17 protein-coding genes, 1 other RNA gene and 1 CRISPR repeat array are annotated in these 22906 nt (G+C 68.0%); of the genes, 13 read left to right on the top strand and 5 right to left on the bottom strand.

Features of this window, described 5'->3' with window-relative positions:
- Positions 1-5: 5 nt before the first annotated feature.
- Positions 6-1037: an L-threonylcarbamoyladenylate synthase gene (locus tag QN157_13310; GenBank protein MDR7556568.1), complete on the top strand. Its 1032-nt coding sequence runs from the start codon at positions 6-8 to the stop codon at positions 1035-1037.
- A 98-nt stretch (positions 1038-1135) separates the two neighbouring features.
- Here the strand turns inward: QN157_13310 and chrA are convergent, their stop codons facing one another.
- Positions 1136-2440 (bottom strand): chromate efflux transporter, encoded by a 1305-nt coding sequence (chrA, locus tag QN157_13305; GenBank protein MDR7556567.1) that lies wholly within the window; start codon positions 2438-2440, stop codon positions 1136-1138.
- Between the two features lie 259 nt (positions 2441-2699).
- Here chrA and ssrA point away from each other — a divergent pair.
- Positions 2700-3048: a transfer-messenger RNA gene (ssrA, locus tag QN157_13300) on the top strand.
- Here ssrA and QN157_13295 read toward each other — a convergent pair.
- Complete coding sequence (locus tag QN157_13295) at positions 3014-3706, bottom strand: site-specific integrase (protein MDR7556566.1); 693 nt, start codon at positions 3704-3706, stop codon at positions 3014-3016. The two genes, ssrA and QN157_13295, sit on opposite strands and share 35 nt — an antisense overlap.
- Before the next feature lie 662 nt (positions 3707-4368).
- On the opposite strand from QN157_13295, the gene cas3 reads away from it, so the two are divergent.
- From cas3 to QN157_13250, 9 genes are all read left to right on the top strand, one after another.
- Complete coding sequence (gene cas3, locus QN157_13290; GenBank protein MDR7556565.1) at positions 4369-7059, top strand: CRISPR-associated helicase Cas3'; 2691 nt, start codon at positions 4369-4371, stop codon at positions 7057-7059.
- A gap of 39 nt (positions 7060-7098) precedes the next feature.
- On the top strand, positions 7099-8559 hold the full coding sequence (casA, locus tag QN157_13285) for a type I-E CRISPR-associated protein Cse1/CasA (GenBank protein MDR7556564.1): 1461 nt from the start codon (positions 7099-7101) through the stop codon (positions 8557-8559).
- Positions 8556-9080 carry a type I-E CRISPR-associated protein Cse2/CasB gene (casB, locus tag QN157_13280; GenBank protein MDR7556563.1) on the top strand — a complete coding sequence of 175 codons (525 nt, stop codon included), beginning with the start codon at positions 8556-8558 and terminating at the stop codon, positions 9078-9080. Before casA ends, casB begins: the two co-directional genes overlap by 4 nt.
- The gene (gene cas7e / locus QN157_13275) at positions 9077-10246 is read left to right on the top strand and encodes a type I-E CRISPR-associated protein Cas7/Cse4/CasC (GenBank protein MDR7556562.1); all 1170 of its coding nucleotides are present in this window, start codon (positions 9077-9079) and stop codon (positions 10244-10246) included. Before casB ends, cas7e begins: the two co-directional genes overlap by 4 nt.
- On the top strand, positions 10243-10938 hold the full coding sequence (gene cas5e, locus QN157_13270) for a type I-E CRISPR-associated protein Cas5/CasD (GenBank protein MDR7556561.1): 696 nt from the start codon (positions 10243-10245) through the stop codon (positions 10936-10938). The genes cas7e and cas5e overlap by 4 nt, the downstream gene beginning before the upstream one ends.
- A complete protein-coding gene (cas6e, locus tag QN157_13265; GenBank protein MDR7556560.1) occupies positions 10886-11536 on the top strand; it encodes a type I-E CRISPR-associated protein Cas6/Cse3/CasE in 651 nt (216 codons plus the stop codon). Before cas5e ends, cas6e begins: the two co-directional genes overlap by 53 nt.
- A 2-nt stretch (positions 11537-11538) precedes the next feature.
- Entirely contained in the window at positions 11539-12516 is a 978-nt protein-coding gene (gene cas1e / locus QN157_13260) for a type I-E CRISPR-associated endonuclease Cas1e (GenBank protein ID MDR7556559.1), read from the top strand.
- Entirely contained in the window at positions 12470-12826 is a 357-nt protein-coding gene (cas2e, locus tag QN157_13255; protein MDR7556558.1) for a type I-E CRISPR-associated endoribonuclease Cas2e, read from the top strand. The genes cas1e and cas2e overlap by 47 nt, the downstream gene beginning before the upstream one ends.
- 41 nt (positions 12827-12867) lie before the next feature.
- Positions 12868-15963: a CRISPR direct-repeat array (repeat unit 29 nt; unit sequence GTTGTCCCCGCACGCGCGGGGATGAACCG).
- Between the two features lie 169 nt (positions 15964-16132).
- A complete protein-coding gene (locus tag QN157_13250; protein MDR7556557.1) occupies positions 16133-16657 on the top strand; it encodes a ribonuclease H-like domain-containing protein in 525 nt (174 codons plus the stop codon).
- Positions 16658-17377: 720 nt separating this feature from the next.
- On the opposite strand, the gene QN157_13245 is transcribed toward QN157_13250, so the two are convergent.
- Together QN157_13245 and QN157_13240 are read right to left on the bottom strand one after the other, a co-directional pair.
- Entirely contained in the window at positions 17378-18145 is a 768-nt protein-coding gene (locus QN157_13245) for an enoyl-CoA hydratase (GenBank protein MDR7556556.1), read from the bottom strand.
- A gap of 150 nt (positions 18146-18295) precedes the next feature.
- Positions 18296-18703: a hypothetical protein gene (locus QN157_13240; protein MDR7556555.1), complete on the bottom strand. Its 408-nt coding sequence runs from the start codon at positions 18701-18703 to the stop codon at positions 18296-18298.
- A 556-nt stretch (positions 18704-19259) separates the two neighbouring features.
- On the opposite strand from QN157_13240, the gene QN157_13235 reads away from it, so the two are divergent.
- On the top strand, positions 19260-19694 hold the full coding sequence (locus QN157_13235) for an Hsp20/alpha crystallin family protein (GenBank protein MDR7556554.1): 435 nt from the start codon (positions 19260-19262) through the stop codon (positions 19692-19694).
- Between the two features lie 120 nt (positions 19695-19814).
- Here QN157_13235 and QN157_13230 read toward each other — a convergent pair whose 3' ends face one another.
- Positions 19815-21353 (bottom strand): fused MFS/spermidine synthase, encoded by a 1539-nt coding sequence (locus QN157_13230; protein ID MDR7556553.1) that lies wholly within the window; start codon positions 21351-21353, stop codon positions 19815-19817.
- Between the two features lie 109 nt (positions 21354-21462).
- Here QN157_13230 and pyk point away from each other — a divergent pair, with 109 nt between their 5' ends.
- Positions 21463-22902 (top strand): pyruvate kinase, encoded by a 1440-nt coding sequence (gene pyk / locus QN157_13225; GenBank protein MDR7556552.1) that lies wholly within the window; start codon positions 21463-21465, stop codon positions 22900-22902.
- Positions 22903-22906: the final 4 nt, after the last annotated feature.

Below are 22906 nucleotides of genomic sequence, written 5' to 3'. Positions count from 1 at the left end.
CACCCATGCCGGCACGGCTGCTGCCGGTCGATCCCGCTGCACCCGACCCCGGCGCGATCGCCGAAGCCGCCGAGGTGATCGTCACCGGCGGCCTGGTGGCGTTCCCCACCGAGACCGTCTACGGCCTGGGCGCCGATGCCCTGAACCCCGAGGCGGTGCAGCGGATCTTCGCCGCCAAGGGGCGGCCTGCCGACAACCCCCTGATCGTGCACGTGGCCGATCCCGCCGAGGTGGAGGGGCTGGCGGCCGCGCTCCCCGATGCGGCGCGCCTGCTGATGGCGCGATTGTGGCCGGGGCCGCTCGCCCTGGTGCTGCCGGCCGCGCCCCAGGTGCCGCTGGTGACGCGCGGGGGCCTTGGGACCGTGGCCGTGCGCATGCCCGCCCACCCTGTGGCGCTGGCCCTGATCCGCGCCGCCGGCTGTCCCATCGCGGCGCCCAGCGCGAACCGGTCGGGCCGGCCCAGCCCCACCACGGCCCAGCACGTGCTGGCCGACCTGGGCGAGGCGATCGAGCTCGTGCTGGACGGGGGCCCGACACCCGTCGGCGTGGAGTCCACGGTGCTCGACCTGACGACCTCGCCGCCGTCGGTGCTGCGGCCGGGCGGCGTGGCCGTCGAGACCCTGCGCGATCTCCTCGGGCCGGTGGCGCTGCCACCGCCGGGCGCCCCGGTGCTCGCGCGCGCGCCGGGCACGCGCTACCGGCACTACGCGCCTCGTACGCGCGTCGTGCTGGTGGACGCGTCGCCCGACCGGCTCGGGGACGCGGTGGCCGAGGCGGTGCGCGACCTGTGGAACCGCGGGCTGCGCGTCGGTGTCATGGTCACCGAGGAACACGCGGCGGCCGTCCCGTCCGGCGCCGTCGTGCGCGTGATGGGGCCGCGCGCCGATCCCGCCGTCGTGGCCGCCAGGCTCTTCGCGCAGCTGCGCGAGCTGGACGAGGCCGGCCTCGACGCCATCGTGGTCGAAGCGATCGAGGAGCGCGGGCTGGGGCGGGCGGTGATGGACCGCCTGCGCCGGGCAGCGGGGAGCGCAGGGTAACTCCGTTGCCGCACGCGTCGCGGGACGCTCGGGGTCCCCGCGCTGGTCGCCGTGACCCGCGTTGCACCGTGCGCGCAGGCCGGTACACCTCATCGCACCTACCTGCCAAGCCCGCTCAGAACTCCTACTGCCGCACCTCCCGCAACCAGCCACGCCGCGTTGACGCGGGAGCGCCCCAGCAGCACGAGCGACGCGGCCGAAAGCGCAACGGTCAGGCCGTCGGTGATCGCAGCACGCCCCAAAGTCCATGCCACGCCCGCCATCAGGGCCAGCGACGCCACGTTCACGCCGTCCAGCAGCGCGCCGGCCCAGGGCGAGCGCCGCAGCCGGGGAATGAGGGGATGGCTGGCGGCGACGAACACAAAGCCCGGGAGGAAGATCGCCACCGTGGCCGCGACCGCGGCCGGTACGCCTCCCAGCACGTAGCCGACGAACGTCGCCGTGGTGAAGACGGGCCCCGGCGTGACCTGCCCCACGGCGATCGCTTCCAGCACCTGCTGGTCGGTCAGCCAGCCCAGCCGCTCGACGAAGTCCGCGCGCAGGAAGGCCAGGAGCACGTACCCGCTGCCGTAGAGGACCGAGCCGATCTTGAGGAACACCAGGACGAGACGCCCGACCGTAAACGGCACCGACGACGCGGCCCCTGACGCCGCAGCCAGCGCCGTCGGCGCCAGGGCGGCCGCCCCGACCGCCAGCACCGCCAGCCCGGCCACCATCCCCAAGACCAGCCTGCGGACCGCGCTGCGACCGACGTTCCTCCAGAGCATCACGGCCAGGCCCACAAGGACCAGCAACGCGATCTCGTCGATCCCGACGAAGTAGAGCGCAAGGGCCGCCGCGCCCGCTCCTGCCAGCAGCGGCTCCCGCACCGCCGTCCGCGCGAGGCCCGCGATGGCCTGCACGACGATGGCGATGATCACCGGCTTGACGCCATACAACAGCCAGGTCGCCTGCGGCGTGGCCCCGTACCGGACGTAGACTGCGGCCAGCGCCATGACGATCAGCATCGCCGGCGCGATGAACGCCGCGCCGCCGACGATCAGCCCCGGCCAGCCTGCCCGGCGGTAGCCCAGGTGGATCGCCATCTCCGTCGAGTTGGGCCCGGGGATCAGGTTCGTCGCCCCCAGCAGGTCGAGGAACTCCTGGTCGGACAGCCACCGGCGGCGCCGCACCACCTCGTCGCGCATCATGGCGATGTGGGCGGCCGGGCCGCCGAACGCGGTGGCGCCCAGGCGCAGGAACAGCGCGGCGACTTCCTGGAGGGCGCGCTGGAGGGCGCGTCCACCGAGGGCGGGTTCCCCGCTGGGCGGCGCGGGCGGCCGGTGTGCCGTGTTGCCGTGGCCCCCGGTGTCCTCATGGGAACGTCGCCGGCCGGCAGATGGTGGCGGCGGTCCCTGCGTCATGTCAGCGCAGCTTCTCTCCCCACCGTGGCACATCCTGCGCCGCGTGGGCACCCGGAGGGCGCGACTGGGTCCCGTGGTCCTGGCGACGTCCCGCTCGTCCGTTTTGCGTGCTGCGCACCCGCCCTGCCTGAGTGGGGCCTGCGGTACGTGCACGCTGCCAGGGCCCTGTGATGGTGTGATGGCATGATGGGTGCGGTGTGGGCCGGGGTTCCGGGGCTCCCCCTGTGGTATACTTGGAGATGGTCGTAGGACCGACGTTGGGGGCGAACGGTCTCGACTGGGTGGGAAGAAGCGAGGCTGCGAGCCGAGGTGCCAGGTCCTCGTTAATCAACTGGCATGGCGATAAACGCCAACCATCAGTACGCTCTCGCCGCTTAAGTAGCGACGACGTCTCCCCGGGACCGCCGGCGGCCCGGGTGAGGCGCCACCAGCCGGCTACCGGCACGGGCCCTGGCCCGGGGCGCGTGTCGGGAATCACAACGGGCTGGCGGCCGGCGGATCCGGTCTGCGGGAGCCGGCGGCCGCGAGAGCCAGAACGCAGACTACGCTCGTAGACGCCTGGCCCTCATTCACTCAGGACGCGGGTTCGATTCCCGCCGCCTCCACCAGCGCTGATGCAGACAGGACGCGGGTTTCCGCCCCCACCGCGTCGTCGGTGTGTCCAAATTGTGTCCACGGGACGTACGGGCAGCCCTGGGGCCAGAGCAGGTCATCCCACCACTCGACCGAGGTGATCGGGATGGTCTCGAACAGCTCGCCGTAGCGGTCCAGGGTGAACCCCGCTGAGGCGTGCCGGGCCTGCTTGGCGATGTACTTGGGGTGGCGGCCGCTGGCGATGAGGAGGCTGACGAACTGGTGCCGCAGGTCGTGCCACGAAATGGGCCTGCGAATGCCAGCCCGGATCTGGGCCTTCCGCCACTGGCGCTTGATCCACGACCCGTCCCCGATGGGGGTCCGCCCGTCGGGGGAGAAGACGTAGCCCTCGCGCCAGGGTACCGCCTGGAGCAGCCGCCGCACGGTCGGGCACATCTCCACGTCGCCGACGCTTGCTGGGGTCTTGGGGGTCTGTGCTGTGCGGCGGTACAGGGCCCGGCTGATGCGCAGCCGGTTGCGGCGGAAATCCACGTCCTCCTCGATGCGGAGGGCGACCTGCTCGCCCCAGCGGAGGCCCGTCAGGGCGGCGAACAGCACGGCGTGGAGGACCTTGGGCTGATCTTCCAGCGCGGCCAGGGCGCGCTTGAAGTCCTCGGGTTCCAGGCAGCGCACCCGGGGGTCCCGCGGCCGGTGTGTTTGGGGTCCCCCCCAACCCCCGCCGCCAGGAGCCCCGAGCGACGGTACCCGGGGAGGGCAGCGCATGGCACTCCCCTTCCCCCCGACGCGCGGGGGCCTGGAGCCCCCTGCGGGCGGCGCACGGTCCACGGGGGGCGGGCGCGGGTACGGCGCGCGTGTGAGCGGGTTTCAGCCCGTGCTTCTGTGCCTGTCTTCGCCTGCCGGACAACCCGAATACGGCCCAGACTACAGCCAAACTCGGGGGCGACCGCCCTGCTCCCCGGGACGGCCGCGCCGCGCAGGCTCGTCAGGGAACTGAGCGCGGAGGCGGTCTGCTGCGTGCTCGGCATGGAGGCCATCGGCGTGAGCGGCGCGGCAGCCTGCGTGGTGCGCGAGGGCCGGTGGTGGCTCGTACGGAGCGGCTACCAAGTACCCGGGTTACGTCTGTGCTTACGGGAGACAGACGAACTGGAAGGAGAGGTCTAGCGACGAGTCTAAGAGCTCGGATTGACCAATAAGATTGTCGGCTCCTAAGGAGGTTTCAGCTTGGATCCAACCGAGGTTTGGGGGTATTCGGTAGGAGTGCAAGCTGCGGTCGGCCATATTGCTTTAGTGTCCCGAGCAGGTGTTCCTGCCTATGCCTGCTTACACTGGGGTAGATGGTAACGGGTCGTTATCACTACTTGTTGTGGGCCAAGAGCGGCGATCCCCCTCATTCTCTAATCGGCCATATGTTGGATGTCGCAGGGGTAGTCCTGGAGGTGCTGCAACGGGAGCCACCAACCACCCGCTGGCGGCTTGCGCGGGCTCTCGGTTTGGATGAGGGAAACGCGGTGACGTTCACCGCGGCGCTCGCAGCGAGCCACGATCTAGGGAAGGCTACACCTACGTTTCAGTCCAAGTGGGCTGCGGGTCGAGAACGGGTAGCTAAAGGCGGGCTCAGGTTCCCTCGGGAAAGCCCGGATGTCCCGCATGGGGCCCTAAGTCTTGCATTGCTAGCCACCTGGCTCCGACGTTGCGGCGTAGACAACCGGGTAAGTGAAGCTGTCGGGCGAGCCATCGGTGCCCACCACGGATTCGTCCCGGAGGAGGAACACATCGCGCAAGTGCAGGACCCCCAGGTTGTCGGCGATCACGACTGGGAAGACGCCCGCAACGCATTGCTTGGCGATCTCTTCACGGCATTGGACGCGGAAGTTCCCGCAGCACTCTCCTTTTTCCCGGAAGAGGCCGCGCTTGCCCTCATGGCTCTCACCAGTCTCAGCGACTGGATCGCTTCCAGCCCCACACACTTCCCCTACGGCAGGGACCTATCGGATTTGCGGGCCTATCTCAAGCAATCCCGGTCGCTGGCCCGGTTAGCCCTGGACGACATCGGTTGGACATCTAGAACCCCTCTCACTCAGGGTACCGTCTCCTTCGAATCTCTCTTTGGCTTTCGCCCGAACTCTGTACAACAAGCCGTGATAGATGCGCTTACTGGCGTTTCTGGCCCCGCGCTCATCGTGGTGGAGGCGCCCATGGGCTCGGGCAAGACAGAAGCGGCCTTTTATGCGCACCTTCTCCTTCAGAGAGCATCGGGGCACCGCGGCATGTACGTGGCGCTGCCTACCATGGCGACGGGCAACGGGATGTTCCCACGGGTGCTGGAATTCCTTCGGTGCTTCGGTGGGCGCCCCCTGGATCTCCAACTGCAGCACGGCACCGCGCTCTTGAGTCGGGAGTACCAAGCGCTGCGCCCTGAACGCGTCGCCGAGGCGCCGGAAGAGGGAATCTACGCCGCGGAGTGGTTCACCCACAAAAAGCGCGCCATGCTGTCCGAGTACGGGGTGGGGACCGTGGACCAAGCGCTCCTGGGTGTGCTCAAGGTCCGGCACCACTTCGTCCGGCTCTTCGGCCTGGGCAACCGTACGGTGGTTCTGGACGAGGTCCACGCGTACGACACGTACACCTCCTCCCTGATCGAAACTCTCTTGGGTTGGCTCGGGCGCCAGGCGTCGTCCGTCATCCTCATGAGCGCCACCCTGCCTAGGGACCGGCGGGCGGCCCTGGTTCGGGCATACGGAGCTGAAGTTCCGGAAGTGGAGGCGCCGTATCCTCGCATTCTGGTGGCCCGGCCCCGCGAAGTGGCCAGGGCCGTAGCGATCCCCGCCAGCGACTGGGAGCGGACAGTGGAGGTTCGCGGAATCCCCAAAGGAATCGACTGTGTGGTCTCCGCGGCCGAGCGGCTTGCGGGGATGGGCGGCTGCGTAGCGTGCGTCGTCAACACGGTGGATCGAGCGCAGCGCGCCTACGAGTTTGTGGGCCATGGAGAACCCATCTGGGCGGGGAACGTACCCGTGGGCAAGCGCGTCGGAAGCCTTGAAGTGTACCTCTTCCACGCCCGGTATCCGTCCGAGGAGCGGCAGGCGCGGGAGGCGCTGGTTCTCCGGCTCTTCGGCAGGGAGGGGTACCGGCAGCTGTCCAGGCCCCGTAGGGCGATCCTGATCGCAACCCAGGTGGTGGAGCAAAGTCTGGACCTTGACTTCGACGCAATGCTCACCGACCTGGCTCCCGTGGATCTGGTCCTACAGCGGGCGGGCCGGCTGCACCGGTTCGATCCTGTGAAGGCCGGGGAGCGGCGCCGCCCCGAGCCGCACCAGGTGCCTCGGCTCTACGTGGCCGGACTGGCAGAGGCTTCTCCAGACTTGGAAAGCTGGGACCGGGTGTACTCACGCTACCTGTTGTTGCGCACCTGGGTACTGCTGAAAGGGAGATCCTCGTTGGCGCTGCCCACGGAGATCGAGCGCCTGGTGGAGCTGGTCTACGGCGATGGCCCTTTGGACTGCCCAACCCAGGTGGCGTCAGAGATGGAACTGGCCCGCAGGGACTTCAAGCGAGAGATCGAGAAACAAAGACAATGGGCTCATGGGTTAGCGGTCCGGGACGGTATGTCCCTGCTCGGAACCCCCCAGGATCGCTTGGGAGCGATGAAGCTGGAGGACGAAGAGGAACAAGACACCCAGTTCCCCCTAACACGCTACGGAGAGCCCTCTGTAGGGGTCGTCCTGCTTCACCGAGTGGGGGACCGGTTCGCGCTCAATCCCGACGGCGACTTCCTGGACTTGGAGCGCACTCCGACGGACGCGTGGGCCGAGCGGATCTTTATGAGATCGGTGCGGCTGAGCGGCTGGCGGGTCTACCGTGCTCTTCGCGCCCTGCAGATCCCCCCGGCTTGGCAGAGCCACCCTCTGTTGCGTAACCTAAGGCCCTTGGCGCTGCAAAATGGCCAGGCGGCCGTGGGCTCCCTGGTTCTGCGGCTGGACCCGGAGCTGGGAGTGGTCTACGAAAGCGCTGGTGACTCGTGCTAAACTGAACGCGTCGAACGTTTGAGCGGGCAGGTGGGATGTGTGCCGTCCTTCGACCTGCTCAACCAGGAGTGGATCCCGGTCACATACGCTGGAGGCCGGGGGCATGTAGGGATCCGCGAAGCGCTCTTACGTGCACACGAGCTCGAGCGCATCGGCCCTGCGAGTCCTCTGGCTGAGGCCGCGCTTCACCGGCTCCTGCTTGCGGTACTTCACCGGGCCCTCAGCGGCCCCGCTGCGCCCGATGCCATCCTGGACCTCCACAAGGTTGGCCGCTTTCCGCGGGACGCCCTCGACTCCTACTTTCAGCGGTGGGCGGGCCGGTTCGACCTCTTCTCAGCAACTACACCGTTCTACCAGGTGCCAGACCTGCCCGACCACGAACCATCCCCGTGGACCAAGCTGCTTCCGGAGCTGGCGAGCGGGAACAACCCCACGCTCTTCGACCACACCTTCGACGAACACCCTCCCTCAGCCTCCCCCGTGGAAGCCGTGGTCGCCCTGCTTGTACACCAAGCTTTTGCGCCCGGAGGGCTGATAAAACGCCTCGGTGTAACTTCGGGGCCGGCCGCCCCTGTTGCGGGTGCGGCCCTGTTCATCCCACAAGGCACAACGCTATTCGAAACGCTCCTCCTGAACTTGGTTCCCTACGAGCCCGAAGGCGACGAGCCCATCTGGGAGCGGGATCCGTACCGCACGGCTGACGTTGCGGGGGGCCTGGCTCGCAAAATTCTTTCGGGGCGTACAAGGACGTACACCTGGCTTTCTCGGGCTGTACGCCTCTTGCCAGAGGTGGACGGTACCGTGAGATTCATGGGCTATGGTCCGGGTGTGATTCACGAGCCTGGCCCGGACCTGGACCCGATGTGCGCGTACCGGCGTTCCGACAACGGTCTCCAACCCTACACACTGTCGGTTGAGCGGGCTTTCTGGCGGGACTTCGAGGCGATCCTGCCCGCTCACGCCACCTGGCGGCAACCTGCCACCGTCGATCATGCCCGACGGTTCCTCCGGCAGACGGATAGGGCGGCGCTGCTCTTCCCCCTGACCGTGGTAGGGCAGATCACGAGGCAGGCCAAGGTCGAGGACGTCCGCCGCGAGGCCTATCCACTCTCGGCCCGTGCCCTGGAACCCGACGAGGCGGCGCGCATCCAGGAGGCCCTCAAGCTGGCTGCGGAGATTGGAAATGTGCTCGGCAGGACGGGCCGTATCCTAGCCGCTGGCCTAGCCGCCCCGGGGGAGGTTTTCGAGGTCACGCGTAGCCTGCCCCTCCAGAGCACGTATTGGTCTGAGTTGGAGGTGGAGTTTCCCCGCTTCCTACGGCAGCTTACGCTGGACGGCGCGAGGGTTGCCCTCCAGAGGTGGAAGGACGCGGTTTCGGAGGCCGTGCATCAAGCCTGGGGCCTGACGGTGCGCGCTATTGGGGCTGGGGCACGCCACCTACGGGCGATTTCCGAGGCAGAGCGATGGCTGCAAACTGAGCTGAGGAGGCTTCTCCTGTGAAGAAGTCCGAGCGCTTTGTGGCGTACCTGGAAGATCTTCGGAAGGACCGAGGCGCCATGGCCGCCCTCCGACGTATCCTGGCTTTCAATCCGGGCGAGTGGGGGGACGCGCGCGCTTACCGCTATGTAGAGCCGTTCGTGCAGGACGAGGACGGGTGGCGCTGGCAGGCCTATTACCTTGTTGCCGGGCTGTACGCTCTTCACCCCGACGGCGAGAAGCCTAGCCTCGCCGAAGCAGTCTCCCAGGTCTGGCAGGAGGAAGATCGCCCCCCAAGCCTGGAGGGACGGTTTCTTGCATTGCTGGACGCCGATTCCGACCAGTTGCCTGATCGGCTGCGACGGGTCGTAGCTTATCTCAAGTCAAAGCGTAAAGGCGTGAACTACCAGCGTCTACTTGAAGACCTCCTGGGATGGTTCAGTCCGGACCGACGGGTCCAGCGCCGGTGGGCTCGGGAGTTCTACCGGTCCGCGGAGATAGCGCCGGCAGAATCAGAAGAGACCCAGGTGGAGGTGCAATCATGAACCTGGTGGAAGTTCACATCCTTCAGCCGGTCCCTCCGGCCAACCTGAACCGCGACGACACGGGAAGCCCGAAAGACACCTTGTTTGGCGGCTTCCGTCGAGCGCGAATCAGCAGCCAGGCGCAGAAACGGGCGGTCCGCCAGTACTTCTCCAACCGGGAGCTGTTGAGTCCAGAGGATCGTGCGGTGCGGACGCGGCTGTTGGTCGACGAGTTGGTGACACGGTTCCAAGATCGTCCTCCGGAGCAGGTGAGACGCGTGGCCGCTGCAGCGCTGCGTGCCATCGGCTTGGTTGCCGACGAAGCGACCTACCGTACGCAGTACCTACTCTTCCTGGGGAATAGGGAGATTGATACGCTGGCCAGGGCACTCAAGGAGCACTGGGAGGCACTGCTGACCGCGAGCGCTACGCTGGGGCCGCAAAGCAAGAAGGACAAGAAGAATACGGCGCGGCAAGGCGCGCCGGAAACGGTGCGGAACGCCCTTAATGCTATTCTCGACGGTGGTCGCGCGGTCGACGTCGCGCTCTTCGGTCGCATGCTGGCAGACAGGCCCGAATGGGGCGTCGAGGCGGCATGTCAGGTCGCGCATGCCATCAGCACACACCGGGTGGACCGGGAGTTCGACTTCTATACCGCAGTGGACGACCTCGCACCGCGGGAAGAGACCGGGGCGGGCATGATGGGGGACGTGGAGTACTACACGGCAACGTTCTATCGGTACGCAAACGTGGACCTGGAACTCCTGGCCCAGAACCTGCGGGGGGATCGCGACCTAGCCGCCCGGGGCGTGGAGGCTTTCCTGCGCGCGTTCATCCTCACCTTGCCATCGGGTAAGCAGAACACCTTCGCGGCCCACAGTCCCCCGAAGTTCGTAGGCCTGATCGTCCGCGAGAACGGGATGCCGCGCAACCTCGCGGCAGCATTCGAGAGGCCCGTGCGTCCAACCGACGGAAAGAGTCTGACCGGAGTTTCCGTAGAGGTGCTGACTCGCTACTGGGCGGAGCTAGACCGAGTGTATGGTAAACCCGCAAAGGAGTGGGTCGCCTTGGTCAACCTCTCAGACGGTGAACTCGCGTACTACCCCGAGGCGCGAAAGAATACGATCGAGGACGTCATCCAGGCCGCCATGTCAGGGGTGCGGGCTCTGCTTGGCACAACGGCATGAACACGCTCTTGCTTCGGTTGCAGGGTCCCATGCAGTCGTGGGGGACGGCGAGTCGGTTCGACCGGCGGGACACAGGACTCGAGCCGTCCAAAAGCGGGGTCATCGGGCTGCTCTGCGCAGCCCTCGGGCGGGCGAGGACCGACGCGCTGGATGATCTGTGTGCCCTGCGAATGGGAGTGCGGGTAGACCGGCAGGGCGTGCTTCAGTACGACTATCAAACGGCCATGAGGGTCATGCGCGCTGACGGGACCGTTCCCCGTCCGGGCGACCCCAAGGGCACCGTGCAGAGCAGGCGCTACTACCTGGCGGACGCCGCCTTCTTAGTGGGTCTTGAGTCTGGCGATTGGCGGTTCCTGAGACAGCTGTACGAGGCCGTTCAGAACCCCCGCTGGCCCTTGTACCTCGGGCGCAAGAGCTATCTGCCAAGTCCGCCCGTGTGGATCCCGGACGGGATTGTGGACGCTGCTCTTGAGGAAGCCCTGGCCAGATATCGGCCACTCGTCGAGCCGCCCCCGGAAAGCTACCGGTACGCCTTGGAGGAACGCCCTGGCGCTAGGGTGCAGAGAGAAGTCGTGAGCCGAGTGCGCCGAACCGACCTGCCCATCGCTCCCTTACGGGAGCGGCGGTTCGGTGAGCGGTATGTGTGGATCGTTACCGCACCGGCGGGTGAGATACCCCATGTACCTTTCTAGGCTGGTACTCAACCCTCGGCATCCGCTTGCTAGGCGCGACTTCAGCAACCCTTACGCCATGCACGCGACTCTGTCGTGGCTATTCGAGGACCCTAAAGCCGCACGCCCCCTTTGGCGTCTGGAGTCCACCCGGCCGCCTACGGTCTTGCTACAGAGTCTCATGCGGCCGGACTTTTCGCGCCTGGACACGCGCGACGGATTCGCAGGCTACTTCGCCCAGGCCCCTGAGACGAAGCCTCAGGAGCTGGCGGTGCGCCTCCGTGAAGGCCAGGTGTTGCGGTTTCGCCTGGAAGCCAATCCGACAGTAACCCGGGGTGGCAAGCGCCACGGCCTGCGCAGAATAGAGGAGCAACTTCTGTGGCTGCACCGACAGGCAGAAAAGGCGGGGTTCGCCGTGTTGGGAGCCAACGTGACCCGGACCGAGCGGCGGAGCTTTCCAAAGCGTGGTCAGGAGCAAGCAATCGTCCTGTGGGTTGCCCGGTTTGACGGAGTCCTGCAGGTCCGGGATCCGGGGAAGCTCCGTAATGCAATCCAGGAGGGCATCGGGCACGGGAAGGCCCTGGGGCTGGGCCTACTCTCTGTTGCACTGATGAGGTAGCCGTGCCGTCGGTCCGTTCCTCGCGCAACCTGAACGAGCTCCCGCGGTTCCGGGACGGGTTGTCCTACCTTTACGTGGAGCACGCGGTCATCGAACAGGAGGCGAAGGGGATCGCTCTCTATGAAGAGCAAGGGGTCACTCTCGTACCGGTGGCGGCTCTCGGCGTGCTGGCATTGGGGCCCGGTACACGGATTACCCATGCCGCGATTCGCGCTCTCGCTGAAAATGGCTGCACAGTGTTGTGGGTCGGAGAGGACTTTGCTCGGTTCTACGCCTGCGGCGTGGGTGAGACCCGCAGCGCTTCGCGGTTGCTCCGTCAGGCTCGAGCGTGGGCTGACCCCGCCTCTCATCTTGAGGTAGTGAAGCGGCTTTACCGGTTCCGGTTTACCACCCCGCTACCGGACGACTTGGGACTCGCGCAGCTGCGAGGGCTGGAGGGAGCCCGGGTAAGAAGCTATTACGAGTCGTGGAGCCATCGGACAGGAGTTCCGTGGTCAGGACGGCACTACGACCGGGGCAGGTGGGCCACGGCCGATCCGATAAACCGGGCGCTGTCGGCCGGCGCGGCGTTTCTGTATGGACTGTGCCACGCGGCCGTTGTGTCCGCCGGGTATAGCCCGGCCTTGGGGTTCATCCACGTGGGTAAGCAGCTGTCCTTCATCTACGACGTGGCAGACCTGTACAAGACCGAGTTGCTGGTTCCCGCAGCTTTCACCACGGTGGCGGAATCGCCGGACGACGTGGAATCCCGTATCCGACGCGTCCTGCGCGAACGCATCCGCGAGGTCCGGCTACTCGAACGGGCGGTGGACGATTTGCACCGGCTGTTCGAGGGTCTGGTACCTGAGGAGGCGGAGAACGACTACGACGTGGATGCCGCGAAGCCAGGCTGGCTGTGGGATCCGGAGGGGCCCGTACCGGGTGGGGTGGCCTATGGTGGTGCTGATCCTGGAGAGAGTACCGAAGAGCCTGCGGGGTGAGTTGACCCGTTGGATGGTCGAGGTAGACACCGGGATGTTCGTCGGGAAGCTGAGCGCCACGGTGCGGGAGCTGTTGTGGGTCAAGTGTTTGGAGAAGGCGAAGGGCGGTCGCTGCTGCCTTGTCCACCGGACGAACACCGAGCAGGGCTTCTCGGTGCGCGTCGCAGGGTATGAGGATCGCTTCGTGAGAGACTTCGACGGTCTACAGCTCGTAACCGTACGGAACGCCGAGGCGGTTCGGAAGGGCGAGGCCATCAAGCGCCGCAAGTACCTTGAAAAACAAATAGCGAGGCGGAGCGAGGTCGGGTAGCCGAACAGACGTTCGGGGCTGGGATCGTACGTCTGTGTGGTGTTGTCCCCGCACGCGCGGGGATGAACCGACGAGGGGTGCAAAACCGTCGTGTTCGCGCACGTTGTCCCCGCACGCGCGGGGATGAACCGCTCAACTGGAAGCGCGAGGCCGAGCGGTGGCTGTTGTCCCCGCACGCGCGGGGATGAACCGTTACTACCAACGAACCGCCGGGTGGCCACGGCGTTGTCCCCGCACGCGCGGGGATGAACCGATATACGTAGGCCCCCGTCGCCCAGTCAAACCGTTGTCCCCGCACGCGCGGGGATGAACCGTCCTCGGCGCGCACGAACCCCGTCGGGGTGTGCGTTGTCCCCGCACGCGCGGGGATGAACCGAACGGGACAACGATATACACAACGCAATCGAACGTTGTCCCCGCACGCGCGGGGATGAACCGTCCCCGGTGACGTTTCGCGACATACTCTTTGTGTTGTCCCCGCACGCGCGGGGATGAACCGGTCTGCAGGGAGGCCGCGTCGCTGGGCGGTGTCGTTGTCCCCGCACGCGCGGGGATGAACCGAGCAACCGTTGAGCGCACGCCGACGACCGCTAAAGTTGTCCCCGCACGCGCGGGGATGAACCGCATGTGCTGCCGATGGAGAACAAGTTTGGTCACGTTGTCCCCGCACGCGCGGGGATGAACCGGTGAGAGACAGTGGGCATGACGCACTTTCCAAGTTGTCCCCGCACGCGCGGGGATGAACCGTTGGAGCCGCAGTCGTTTCGGCATGCGACGCTCGTTGTCCCCGCACGCGCGGGGATGAACCGTCTACCGCGGCCTCAAGCTCGTGACCGCCTGAGTTGTCCCCGCACGCGCGGGGATGAACCGGTGTACTTCGCGTTCTCTGCTCAGGGACACATCGTTGTCCCCGCACGCGCGGGGATGAACCGCCGCGTTAGCGCGTCTGCGTGCGTCGGTAGCGGTTGTCCCCGCACGCGCGGGGATGAACCGATAGGCTTCCTGTGCTGGGGCACATATACCACCGTTGTCCCCGCACGCGCGGGGATGAACCGAACGGGCAGCGGCCGCAGATGTCCTCATCGTAGTTGTCCCCGCACGCGCGGGGATGAACCGACCCACTGCCAGCGGACGGAGAGCCGGCTGATGTTGTCCCCGCACGCGCGGGGATGAACCGATGACGCCGGCGTTCACGGAAACGATGGATGCGTTGTCCCCGCACGCGCGGGGATGAACCGCTGGAGCACCAAGCGGCCGCCGAAGCGCAGAGCGTTGTCCCCGCACGCGCGGGGATGAACCGTCCTGCGCGCCGGGGTGCAGCACCTCGTGCGTCGTTGTCCCCGCACGCGCGGGGATGAACCGCCGTCACTCGCAATCTGGCTGGCCAAGGGGAAGTTGTCCCCGCACGCGCGGGGATGAACCGTTCGCGCGCATCGCCAGTCGCATCGCCAGCATGTTGTCCCCGCACGCGCGGGGATGAACCGAACGCGGGGCCGGTGCGCGTGCCCTACCCGGGGTTGTCCCCGCACGCGCGGGGATGAACCGACGAACGGATCGGCGTACAGCAGCGCGACCTCGTTGTCCCCGCACGCGCGGGGATGAACCGTCCCGAGTGGCCGAAACGCTAATTCCGTCCACGTTGTCCCCGCACGCGCGGGGATGAACCGGCCGTTGTCATTGCGTGACATTGCGCCCCATCCGTTGTCCCCGCACGCGCGGGGATGAACCGTGTTGGGGCCCGTTCGTGGCACCCGTTGGGTCCGTTGTCCCCGCACGCGCGGGGATGAACCGTCCAAGAGCACTTCGACCGGGCGCATGCCTACGTTGTCCCCGCACGCGCGGGGATGAACCGAGTTGCAGAAAATCATGTCGCTCCTGCAGAACGTTGTCCCCGCACGCGCGGGGATGAACCGGTCTTGCGCGCGATCAGGCCGACGTTGCCGGGGGTTGTCCCCGCACGCGCGGGGATGAACCTGGCTGAGGCGGCCCGTAACCGTGCCGGCCTGATGTTGTCCCCGCACGCGCGGGGATGAACCGCTGGCGGCGAGCGAGGGCGCAGGCAGCCACCTGTTGTCCCCGCACGCGCGGGGATGAACCGCTCGTTGCCGAGCAGGTGCAGCAGGCGAGCGCGTTGTCCCCGCACGCGCGGGGATGAACCGATAGGTGACAGACGTTCGGTCTGTCAATAGGGGTTGTCCCCGCACGCGCGGGGATGAACCGCTCGAGGACCTGGCAGAGTTCGACGTCGAGAACGTTGTCCCCGCACGCGCGGGGATGAACCGACACGTAGGGAGCACGGCCTGGCAGGGGCTCCGTTGTCCCCGCACGCGCGGGGATGAACCGTAAAATGCGCGCAAGCGCAAGCACCTTGCCCGGTTGTCCCCGCACGCGCGGGGATGAACCGATGAAACGCAACGCGAAACGTGCGACCACGCCGTTGTCCCCGCACGCGCGGGGATGAACCGTTGCAGGCACGAGTGAACCCGCATCCTATACAGTTGTCCCCGCACGCGCGGGGATGAACCGTACAGGTCCTGGTGCAGCAGGTCTCGGTACGCGTTGTCCCCGCACGCGCGGGGATGAACCGTGTGCAAGCGCCACGGCCACTACGTCGCGCTCGTTGTCCCCGCACGCGCGGGGATGAACCGGGAGGAACAGACCGTGCGAGACCGAGACTGGGAGTTGTCCCCGCACGCGCGGGGATGAACCGATGGTATCGGCAAGTTCTGCAATACGGCGCCCGTTGTCCCCGCACGCGCGGGGATGAACCGATCATAGCGACGCCAGCCGAGGTTCGATAACCGTTGTCCCCGCACGCGCGGGGATGAACCGGGAGGAGGAGCCCATGCAGGAGGAACCACTTGGTTGTCCCCGCACGCGCGGGGATGAACCGGACGGGCGGCTCTACCTGTGTGACCATAATACGTTGTCCCCGCACGCGCGGGGATGAACCGAGTACATCGAGGGCGATGACTTCGTTGTCACGGTTGTCCCCGCACGCGCGGGGATGAACCGCAGGCTGGTGGACGCCGTGAGCCCGAGACTGCGTTGTCCCCGCACGCGCGGGGATGAAGCGATGCGCGCGGCGCTCTCCAGATCGGTGCCTGTGTTGTCCTCGCAAGCGCGGGGATAAACCGGGCTGCCTTGAGGGTCGTCGTAACGGCGCAGTGTTGCTCCCCGGATGCGCGGCATGAGCCGGCTGACCTCCTGAGTAGGCTCAGTACGGGCGCGTTAACAGGCCGGGCGATGAAACGCATGTATTCTGAGCTATTCTGACGGTGGCTTATGGGTGACGGAGTTGTCGTCGTGGACGTAGAGACGCAGGACTGGGACGCGGAATCCCACGGCGGCTGGAGGGCGCCGCGACTGGCAATCGCAGTCACTTTCCACGAAGTCACGGGATGCTTTCGCGCGTACTCCGAAGCGGAGGCGGCGGACCTCGTAGCGGTGTTACGCCGCGCAGACCTAGTGGTGGGTTTCGCTGTGCAGTCCTTCGACTACGCGGTGCTGGAGCGCTACGGCGGCGCTTCCCTGCGAACAGTCGCCACACTGGATATCCTGGAGGAAGTACGGGCGCGGTTGCACAGGAAGGTAGGACTGCACCAGCTCTCGGTAGCAACGCTGGGCCGGGGTAAGTCAGCGGAGTGGTGGCAGATGGTGCGCTGGTGGCGGCAGGGACAGGTAGACCGGGTGGTGGAGTACTGCCGGAAAGATGTGGAGCTCACCTGGAATCTATACGAGTTCGGGCGCCGCAATGGCTACGTCCGGTATTGGGACAGCCGTGGTCGTCTGCGAGAATTACACGTAAATTGGCGATACCGTGCCCTATGACCTCTAAGCAGCAGGCTGAGCCGTATCTATCTAAGATGGCTCCCCAGGCGTCAAGGGCATGGCAGCGAGAGCATGTTGCAGTCGCGGTACTCTCTTCCCCGCTGCGGGTAGTTCCGTACTTTGACTTTGCTGGCGTATGCGGAGGCCGCGTCTCGGGAAGTGGTGGGAAGAGAGGTCGTGTCCCGGGAAGTGGTGGGAGCACTGGGGATCGAGCACCGCCGGACCAAACCCCCGGCATGCGTGGGCCAATGGCTTCGTGGAACGGGTGCAGGGCACCATCCCCAGCGAGCTGTGACGAGTGGCCTTCGGCGCCCAACCATGCGATGCACCGGGCCACTGGCCGCAGTCGTTAGGTTCACCCGCAGCCAGCCACGCGAGGTCTGCGTACCAGCCACTTCTCCGGAAACTGGTAGCGAATGACTCAGCACTTCCCGGCTAGGAAACGCTAACGCCCCGCGAGCCGTGGCGCACTCAGGTGGTGTGTCCAAATTGTGTCCAGACCCCACGGGAATAGGCAGGAACTGATGGGTGAACAAGCGTTCGATCTATCGCCTAGAAGCCAAGCACAGCGGGCCTTTCGGGCCTAGGTAGGGGTAGGCGGGGGATCGGGGGCAGGCGGTTCGATTCCCGCCGCCTCCACCAGCGCAGCGATTACGACCTGCTTCTGAGCGCGTTGCTCCTCTCAGCAATGTGGCGGTCGGTGGTGGAAGGTAGATCCGACTAGCGCCCCTCCCACGCCGGAGGGCGCTTCTCCAGGAAGGCACGCACCCCCTCGCGGAAGTCCGCGCTCAGGTAGCAGCGCAGGATCAGGTCGTCGCCCTCGACCTGGCGCCGGCGGGCGAGGATCCGGCGGATCGCCTCCTTGGAGACCTCCAGCGTCAGCGGCGCGTGGCTGCCGACGGCCTCCGCCACCTGTCGGACGTGGGCCTCTAAGGCCTCTGGCGCAACGACGTCGGTCACCAGGCCGGCAGCGAGCGCCTCCTCCGCCGACAGCAGCCGTGCGGTCAGGAGCAGGTCTTTGGCGCGCGTGGGTCCCACGGTGTCGACCAGGCGCGCGTAGTTGGCCATCGACAGGCAGTTGCCCAGCGTCCGCGCGATGGGGACGCCCAGACGGGCGGTAGACGCTGCGTAGCGCAGGTCGCAGGCCAGCGCCAGCGTGAGCCCGCCGCCGGTGGCGAAGCCCTCGATCATGGCGATGGTGACCTTGCGCATCTGCTCCACCCGTCCCACCACGGCGTCGATCCGCCGCTCGTAAGCCAGGGCCTGCGCCTCGGTCTGCAGGGTGCGGAACTCGGCGATGTCCGTCCCCGCCACGAACGTGCCGCCGGCCCCGCGGATGACCACGGTGCGCACCTCTGTACGGGCGTCCAGAGCGTCGACGGCGGCCAGGAACGCATCGTACATGGCGAAGGTCATGGCATTGCGCGCCTCGGGGCGCGCCACGGTGATCCAGGCGGTCTGGCCGGTGACGTCGACGGCGATGGTCACGAGCCGATCCCTCCTCGGCGCTCGGGTCGGGCGCGCCCGCGGGTGGCAGACACGGGCACGCGCATGCTGCGTCAGGGCGCACCACGCAGGGGTGGTGCGCCCCGACACCGCCGACGATGGGGTGGCGCGGAGGCAGACCCTGCCCTGCGCTCAGGCCGCGCCGAGCACCTTCTTGGCCTTGTTCAGGTCGCGCGGCTTCACCCAGACGATCGCGGCATACCGACCGCCGGTGGCGATCGCGTCGGTGGCGGTGATGTTGATCTTGGCCTCGGCCAGCTTCGTGAACATGTCGACCAGCGCGCCGACGCGGTCCTCTCCTTCGATCACGAACGCCCGGCGCGGCCCGACGAGCTTCCAGCCGGCCTTGCGCGCCGCGGCCTTGAGCGCGGCGGCATTGCTGGGGAAGAAGTCGATCTGCGCCCGACGACCCTCGGGGAACGCATGCAGCGCCACGAGGTTGACGCCCGCGTCCTTCAGCGTCTGCACGACGCGCGCGCCTTCGCCGGGTCGATCGGCGACCGTCACGTAGTAGTAGTCGGCCACACGGATCGTGTCCATCGCCTGGCCTCCTGTCTGCGTGATGTGTGTGCGGTGCATAGATGATGTTAGCGCTCATGGCGCAAAGTTCCTTGGCCTGCCCGCATGGTAGCCGCCGCCCGCCGGCGGCGTCCCCTCCGGCGCGATCCCCTGTGGGCTCCGTGGCCCCTGTGGCCCCCTGCCGTGAGGCGACGGCCGGGTAATCGAACATATGTTCGCAACCGCAGGGTCCTGCGGCGCGCGGCACACCCAGGGCCCAGGCGGCTCGGGCGTCGCGGAAGGCGCACCGCCTGTTCGTACGTCCCGGAAAGCACACCGTCGGCTCGTGCGTCCCGAAGGTGCAGGCCCCGTCGGCCCGGGCATCCCGAACGCGCAGGCCCCCATCGGCCGTCGTGGCAGGGTCGGTGGTGCGCCCGCCGTGGTGCCGTATATGTCAAGGGAAACCCCTTGACAAACCCGCAACGCCTGCGTATGTCCTATGGGTGGAAGCGGCAGACGTCCGCGGCTCCCCGGCGAGCCTTACCGGGCGCCGGCAGAGCCCGCGGGAGCACACCCGAGATGGAAGGAGGTGACGACGATGCTGGCGAGGTGGACGCCTTTCCAGGAGCTGTACGCGCTTCAGCGCGACCTGATCAACCTGTTTGATCGGGCGTTTGGGAGTGCGTTCGCGGCTCCGACGGGCTTCGTGCCCAACTGCGAGGCCTACTACAAGGACGGCCACTTCGTGGTTCGGGCCGAGCTTGCGGGGGTCGACCCGAAGACCGTCGACGTCGCCGTCGCGGGGCAGACGCTGACCATCAAGGGCGAGCGGAAGGCTCCGCAGGTGCCCGCGGACGACCGGCTCTTTGGGGAGATCTCCTACGGGACCTTTGAGCGCACCATCACGCTGCCCGAGGGCCTGGAGGCTGATCGCGTGCGGGCCCGGTGGCAGGATGGGATCCTGGAGATCACGGTCCCCGTGTCCCAGGCGCTCATGCCCCGCAAGGTCCCCGTGGAGATGGCGCGGGCGTAACGCTTGCCCCGTCGCCCCGCCACGTCGATCGCGGGTCGGCCCCGCGGCCCGCGATCGCACCGCGGCGGCGCGAGCAGTGCTCGCGCCGCCGCGGCTTTCTCTCCAGGGCGCGGACGCGGCTCACCGCCGCTCGGGCTCCCAGCCGTAGACGGGCAGGATGTCCACCGGCGCGTAGTTGTCGGTGAGCAGCGGCACGTCGTCGGTGGCCACGCGGCGGTCGTAGTAGTCGGTGGCGTACCGGTCCAGCGCCATCCGCACCCGGCCGTCGGCCCGCAGGCGTCGGGCCGTCGCGGCGATCTCTTCCGCCCGGATCCCCGCCCTTCCGGTCGCGATCAGGATGATGGTGCGCGTCTCCGTCGTGCTGCGGCCGATGCCGTAGGCGGTGGGGAACGGGTAGAGGCCGGGGAACACGGCCGCGTAGGTCTTGTAGAGCGCGCGGAAGAGGTAGCTGTTCTGTCCCTCCAGGGCGCCGATGATGTTCGCCACGACCACCCCGCCCGGCGTCAGGCGTTCCCGCACCAGCTCGAGGAACTCGCGTGTCGCCAGGTGGAACGGGATCCCTTCGGCGAAGTAGGCGTCGAGCACGATCACGTCGTAGCGGGCCTCGGTGCGGCGCAGGTGCACCCGGCCATCCTGCACGACGATGCGATGCCGCGGGTGGTCCCGCACCTCGAAGAACCGGCGGGCCACGTCCACCACCGCCGGATCCAGCTCCACGCTCTCCACGGTCGCGTCGGCGTAGTCCCGCAGGAAGCGCTTGGGGATCGACCCGGCGCCCAGCCCGACCACCAGCGCCCGGCGCCACGTGGGGTGGAAGACCCGGGCGAGGTGGGCGTAGGACGTGTACAGGAACGGGCTCTCGTAGGGATCGCGCAGCACCATGCCGCCCTGGAACGACCGGTTGAACCGCAGGTACCGGTTCAGGCCGTCCTCGAGCACGCTGATCTGGTGGTACGCGCTGTCCTTCTCGTAGATCACGCGGCTGGTGGGCAGCGCCCGGGGCGCTGCGCCGGCCGGCCAGGCCACCAGCAGCGCCAGGCTTGCGGCGGCGGCGGCCGCCCGCCGCGCCCGGGGACTGCGCACCTCCTCCAGCAGCAGCAGGCCCGCGAGGGCCAGCAACCCGCCGCCCAGCAGGTAGAGGATCGCGCGCACGCCCAGCGTCGGTACCAGGAAGAAGGCCGTGCCCAGCGTGCCGGCGATGCTCCCGGCGGTGGACAGCGCGTACAGCACCCCGGCGCTGCTCCCCACCGTGGCCAGGTCCCGTGCCTGGAGCTTGATCGCAAACGGCGACGTCGTGCCCATGAGCAGGCTGGGCAGCGCGAAGAGCGTCACCGACGCCAGCAGCGGGTTCAGCCGCGGGCCCAGGTTCCACGCGTCGAAGGCCGCCAGCACCGGGCGGGCGACGACCGGCAGGAGGAGCACCGTCACGCCGGCCAGCAGCAGCAGTCCGGCCAGGACCGTGGCGCGCGGCCAGCGATCGGCCATGGTGCCGCCCAGGTAGTACCCCAGGCTCAGCGCGGCCAGGAAGATGCTGATCAGGCCGCCCCACACGTAGACTGAGCTGCCGAAGAACGGCGCGATGAGCCGGCTCCCGACGATCTCGAGCCCCATGAGGATCGCGCCACTGCCGAACACCACGACCCGCAGGACCACGACCATCCCTCGCAATCGTCGCTGTCCACCCCGCGCCTGCCCCCAGACGATTCGTGTTCGGCGCGCGCGGTGCCTGCTCCAGCCGACGTGGTATACTCTACCGTCGGAGTTGTCGATGTCCACACCGTCGCGAACCAAGATCGTTGTGACACTCGGTCCGGCGTCGGCGTCGCCCGAGGTCATCCGGGGCATGCTGGAAGCTGGCGCCAGCGTCGTGCGCCTGAACTTCTCCCACGGGACGCCCGACGACCACCTGCGCCGGCTGGAGACCGCCCGCGAGGCGGCGCGGGCCCTGGGCCTTCCGCTGGCCGTGCTCCAGGACCTGCCCGGTCCCAAGCTGCGCATCGGCCCGCTGCCCGAGGAGGCCATCACGCTGCGGGAGGGGCAGGAGGTCCTGCTCGCCGCCAACGGCGCGGCACACGGCGGCGACGTGATCCCGCTGGCCTACGCGCACCTGGCGGACGACGTCCGGCCCGGGCACCGGATCTTCCTGCAGGACGGCGACCTGGCGCTGGTCGTCCGGGCCGTCGAGGCGTCCTGCGTGCGCTGCACCGTCGAGGCGGGCGGCGTGCTCCGCCAGCACGCGGGCGTCAACGTGCCGGGCGTGCGCCTGTCGGGGATCCCGGCGATGACCGACGACGACCTGCGGGCGCTCGAATGGGGTCTGGCCCACGACGTGGACTTCCTCGGGCTCTCCTTCGTCGAGGCGGCCGAGGACCTCGAGCGCGCGCGGCGCCTGGTGGCCGCACGGGGCGGACGCGCCCGGCTGGTGGCCAAGATCGAGCGCCGGCGGGCGCTGGACCGTATCGAGGAGATCGTCGCGGCCGCCGACGCCGTGATGGTGGCCCGCGGCGACCTGGCCGTGGAGACCGCCATCGAGGAAGTCCCGGTGGTGCAGAAGAGCATCATCGCCCTGTGCAACCGCCTGGGGAGGCCGGTGATCACGGCGACGCAGATGCTGGAGAGCATGATCACCCACCCGCGGCCCACGCGCGCCGAAGCCGCCGATGTGGCCAACGCGGTCTTCGACGGCACCGACGCCCTCATGCTCTCCGGGGAGACCGCGCTGGGCGCGTATCCCGTGGCGGCGGTCGCCACCATGGCGACGATCGCGCGGCGGGCCGAGGCGGCGCTGCCCTACGACCTCATGCTGCGCGAGCGGCGCCGCGAGCGCGCGGGCCAGACCAGCGAGGCGATCGCGCTGGCGGCGTGCGAAGCCGCCGAGGCCGTGGGCGCCGCCGCCATCGTCGCCGCCACCGAGTCGGGGGCGACCGCGCTGCGCGTTTCGCGGTACCGTCCCCGACGGCCCATCGTGGCGGTCACCCACAACCCGGCGACCTCGCGGATGCTGGCCCTGGCCTGGGGCGTCCGCCCCGCCCTGGTGGAGCCCGTGCGCGACCTCGACGAGCTCGTCGCCCGCGGCGTGCGCGCGGCGGTGGAACTGGGCGTGGCCGGTCCGGGCGACCAGGTGGTGGTCACGGCCGGCTTTCCGCTGGGGCGATCGGGCACCACCAACTTCCTCAAGGTGGTGCAGGTCGACCAGGCGCTGTCCTGATCCT

It is taken from the genome of Armatimonadota bacterium (assembly GCA_031459855.1).
In the GTDB taxonomy this organism is placed as follows: Bacteria; Sysuimicrobiota; Sysuimicrobiia; order Sysuimicrobiales; family Humicultoraceae; genus Fervidifonticultor; species Fervidifonticultor primus.
Note: the sequence above shows the minus strand (reverse complement) of the source record. Positions and strands in the feature narration are given on the sequence as shown.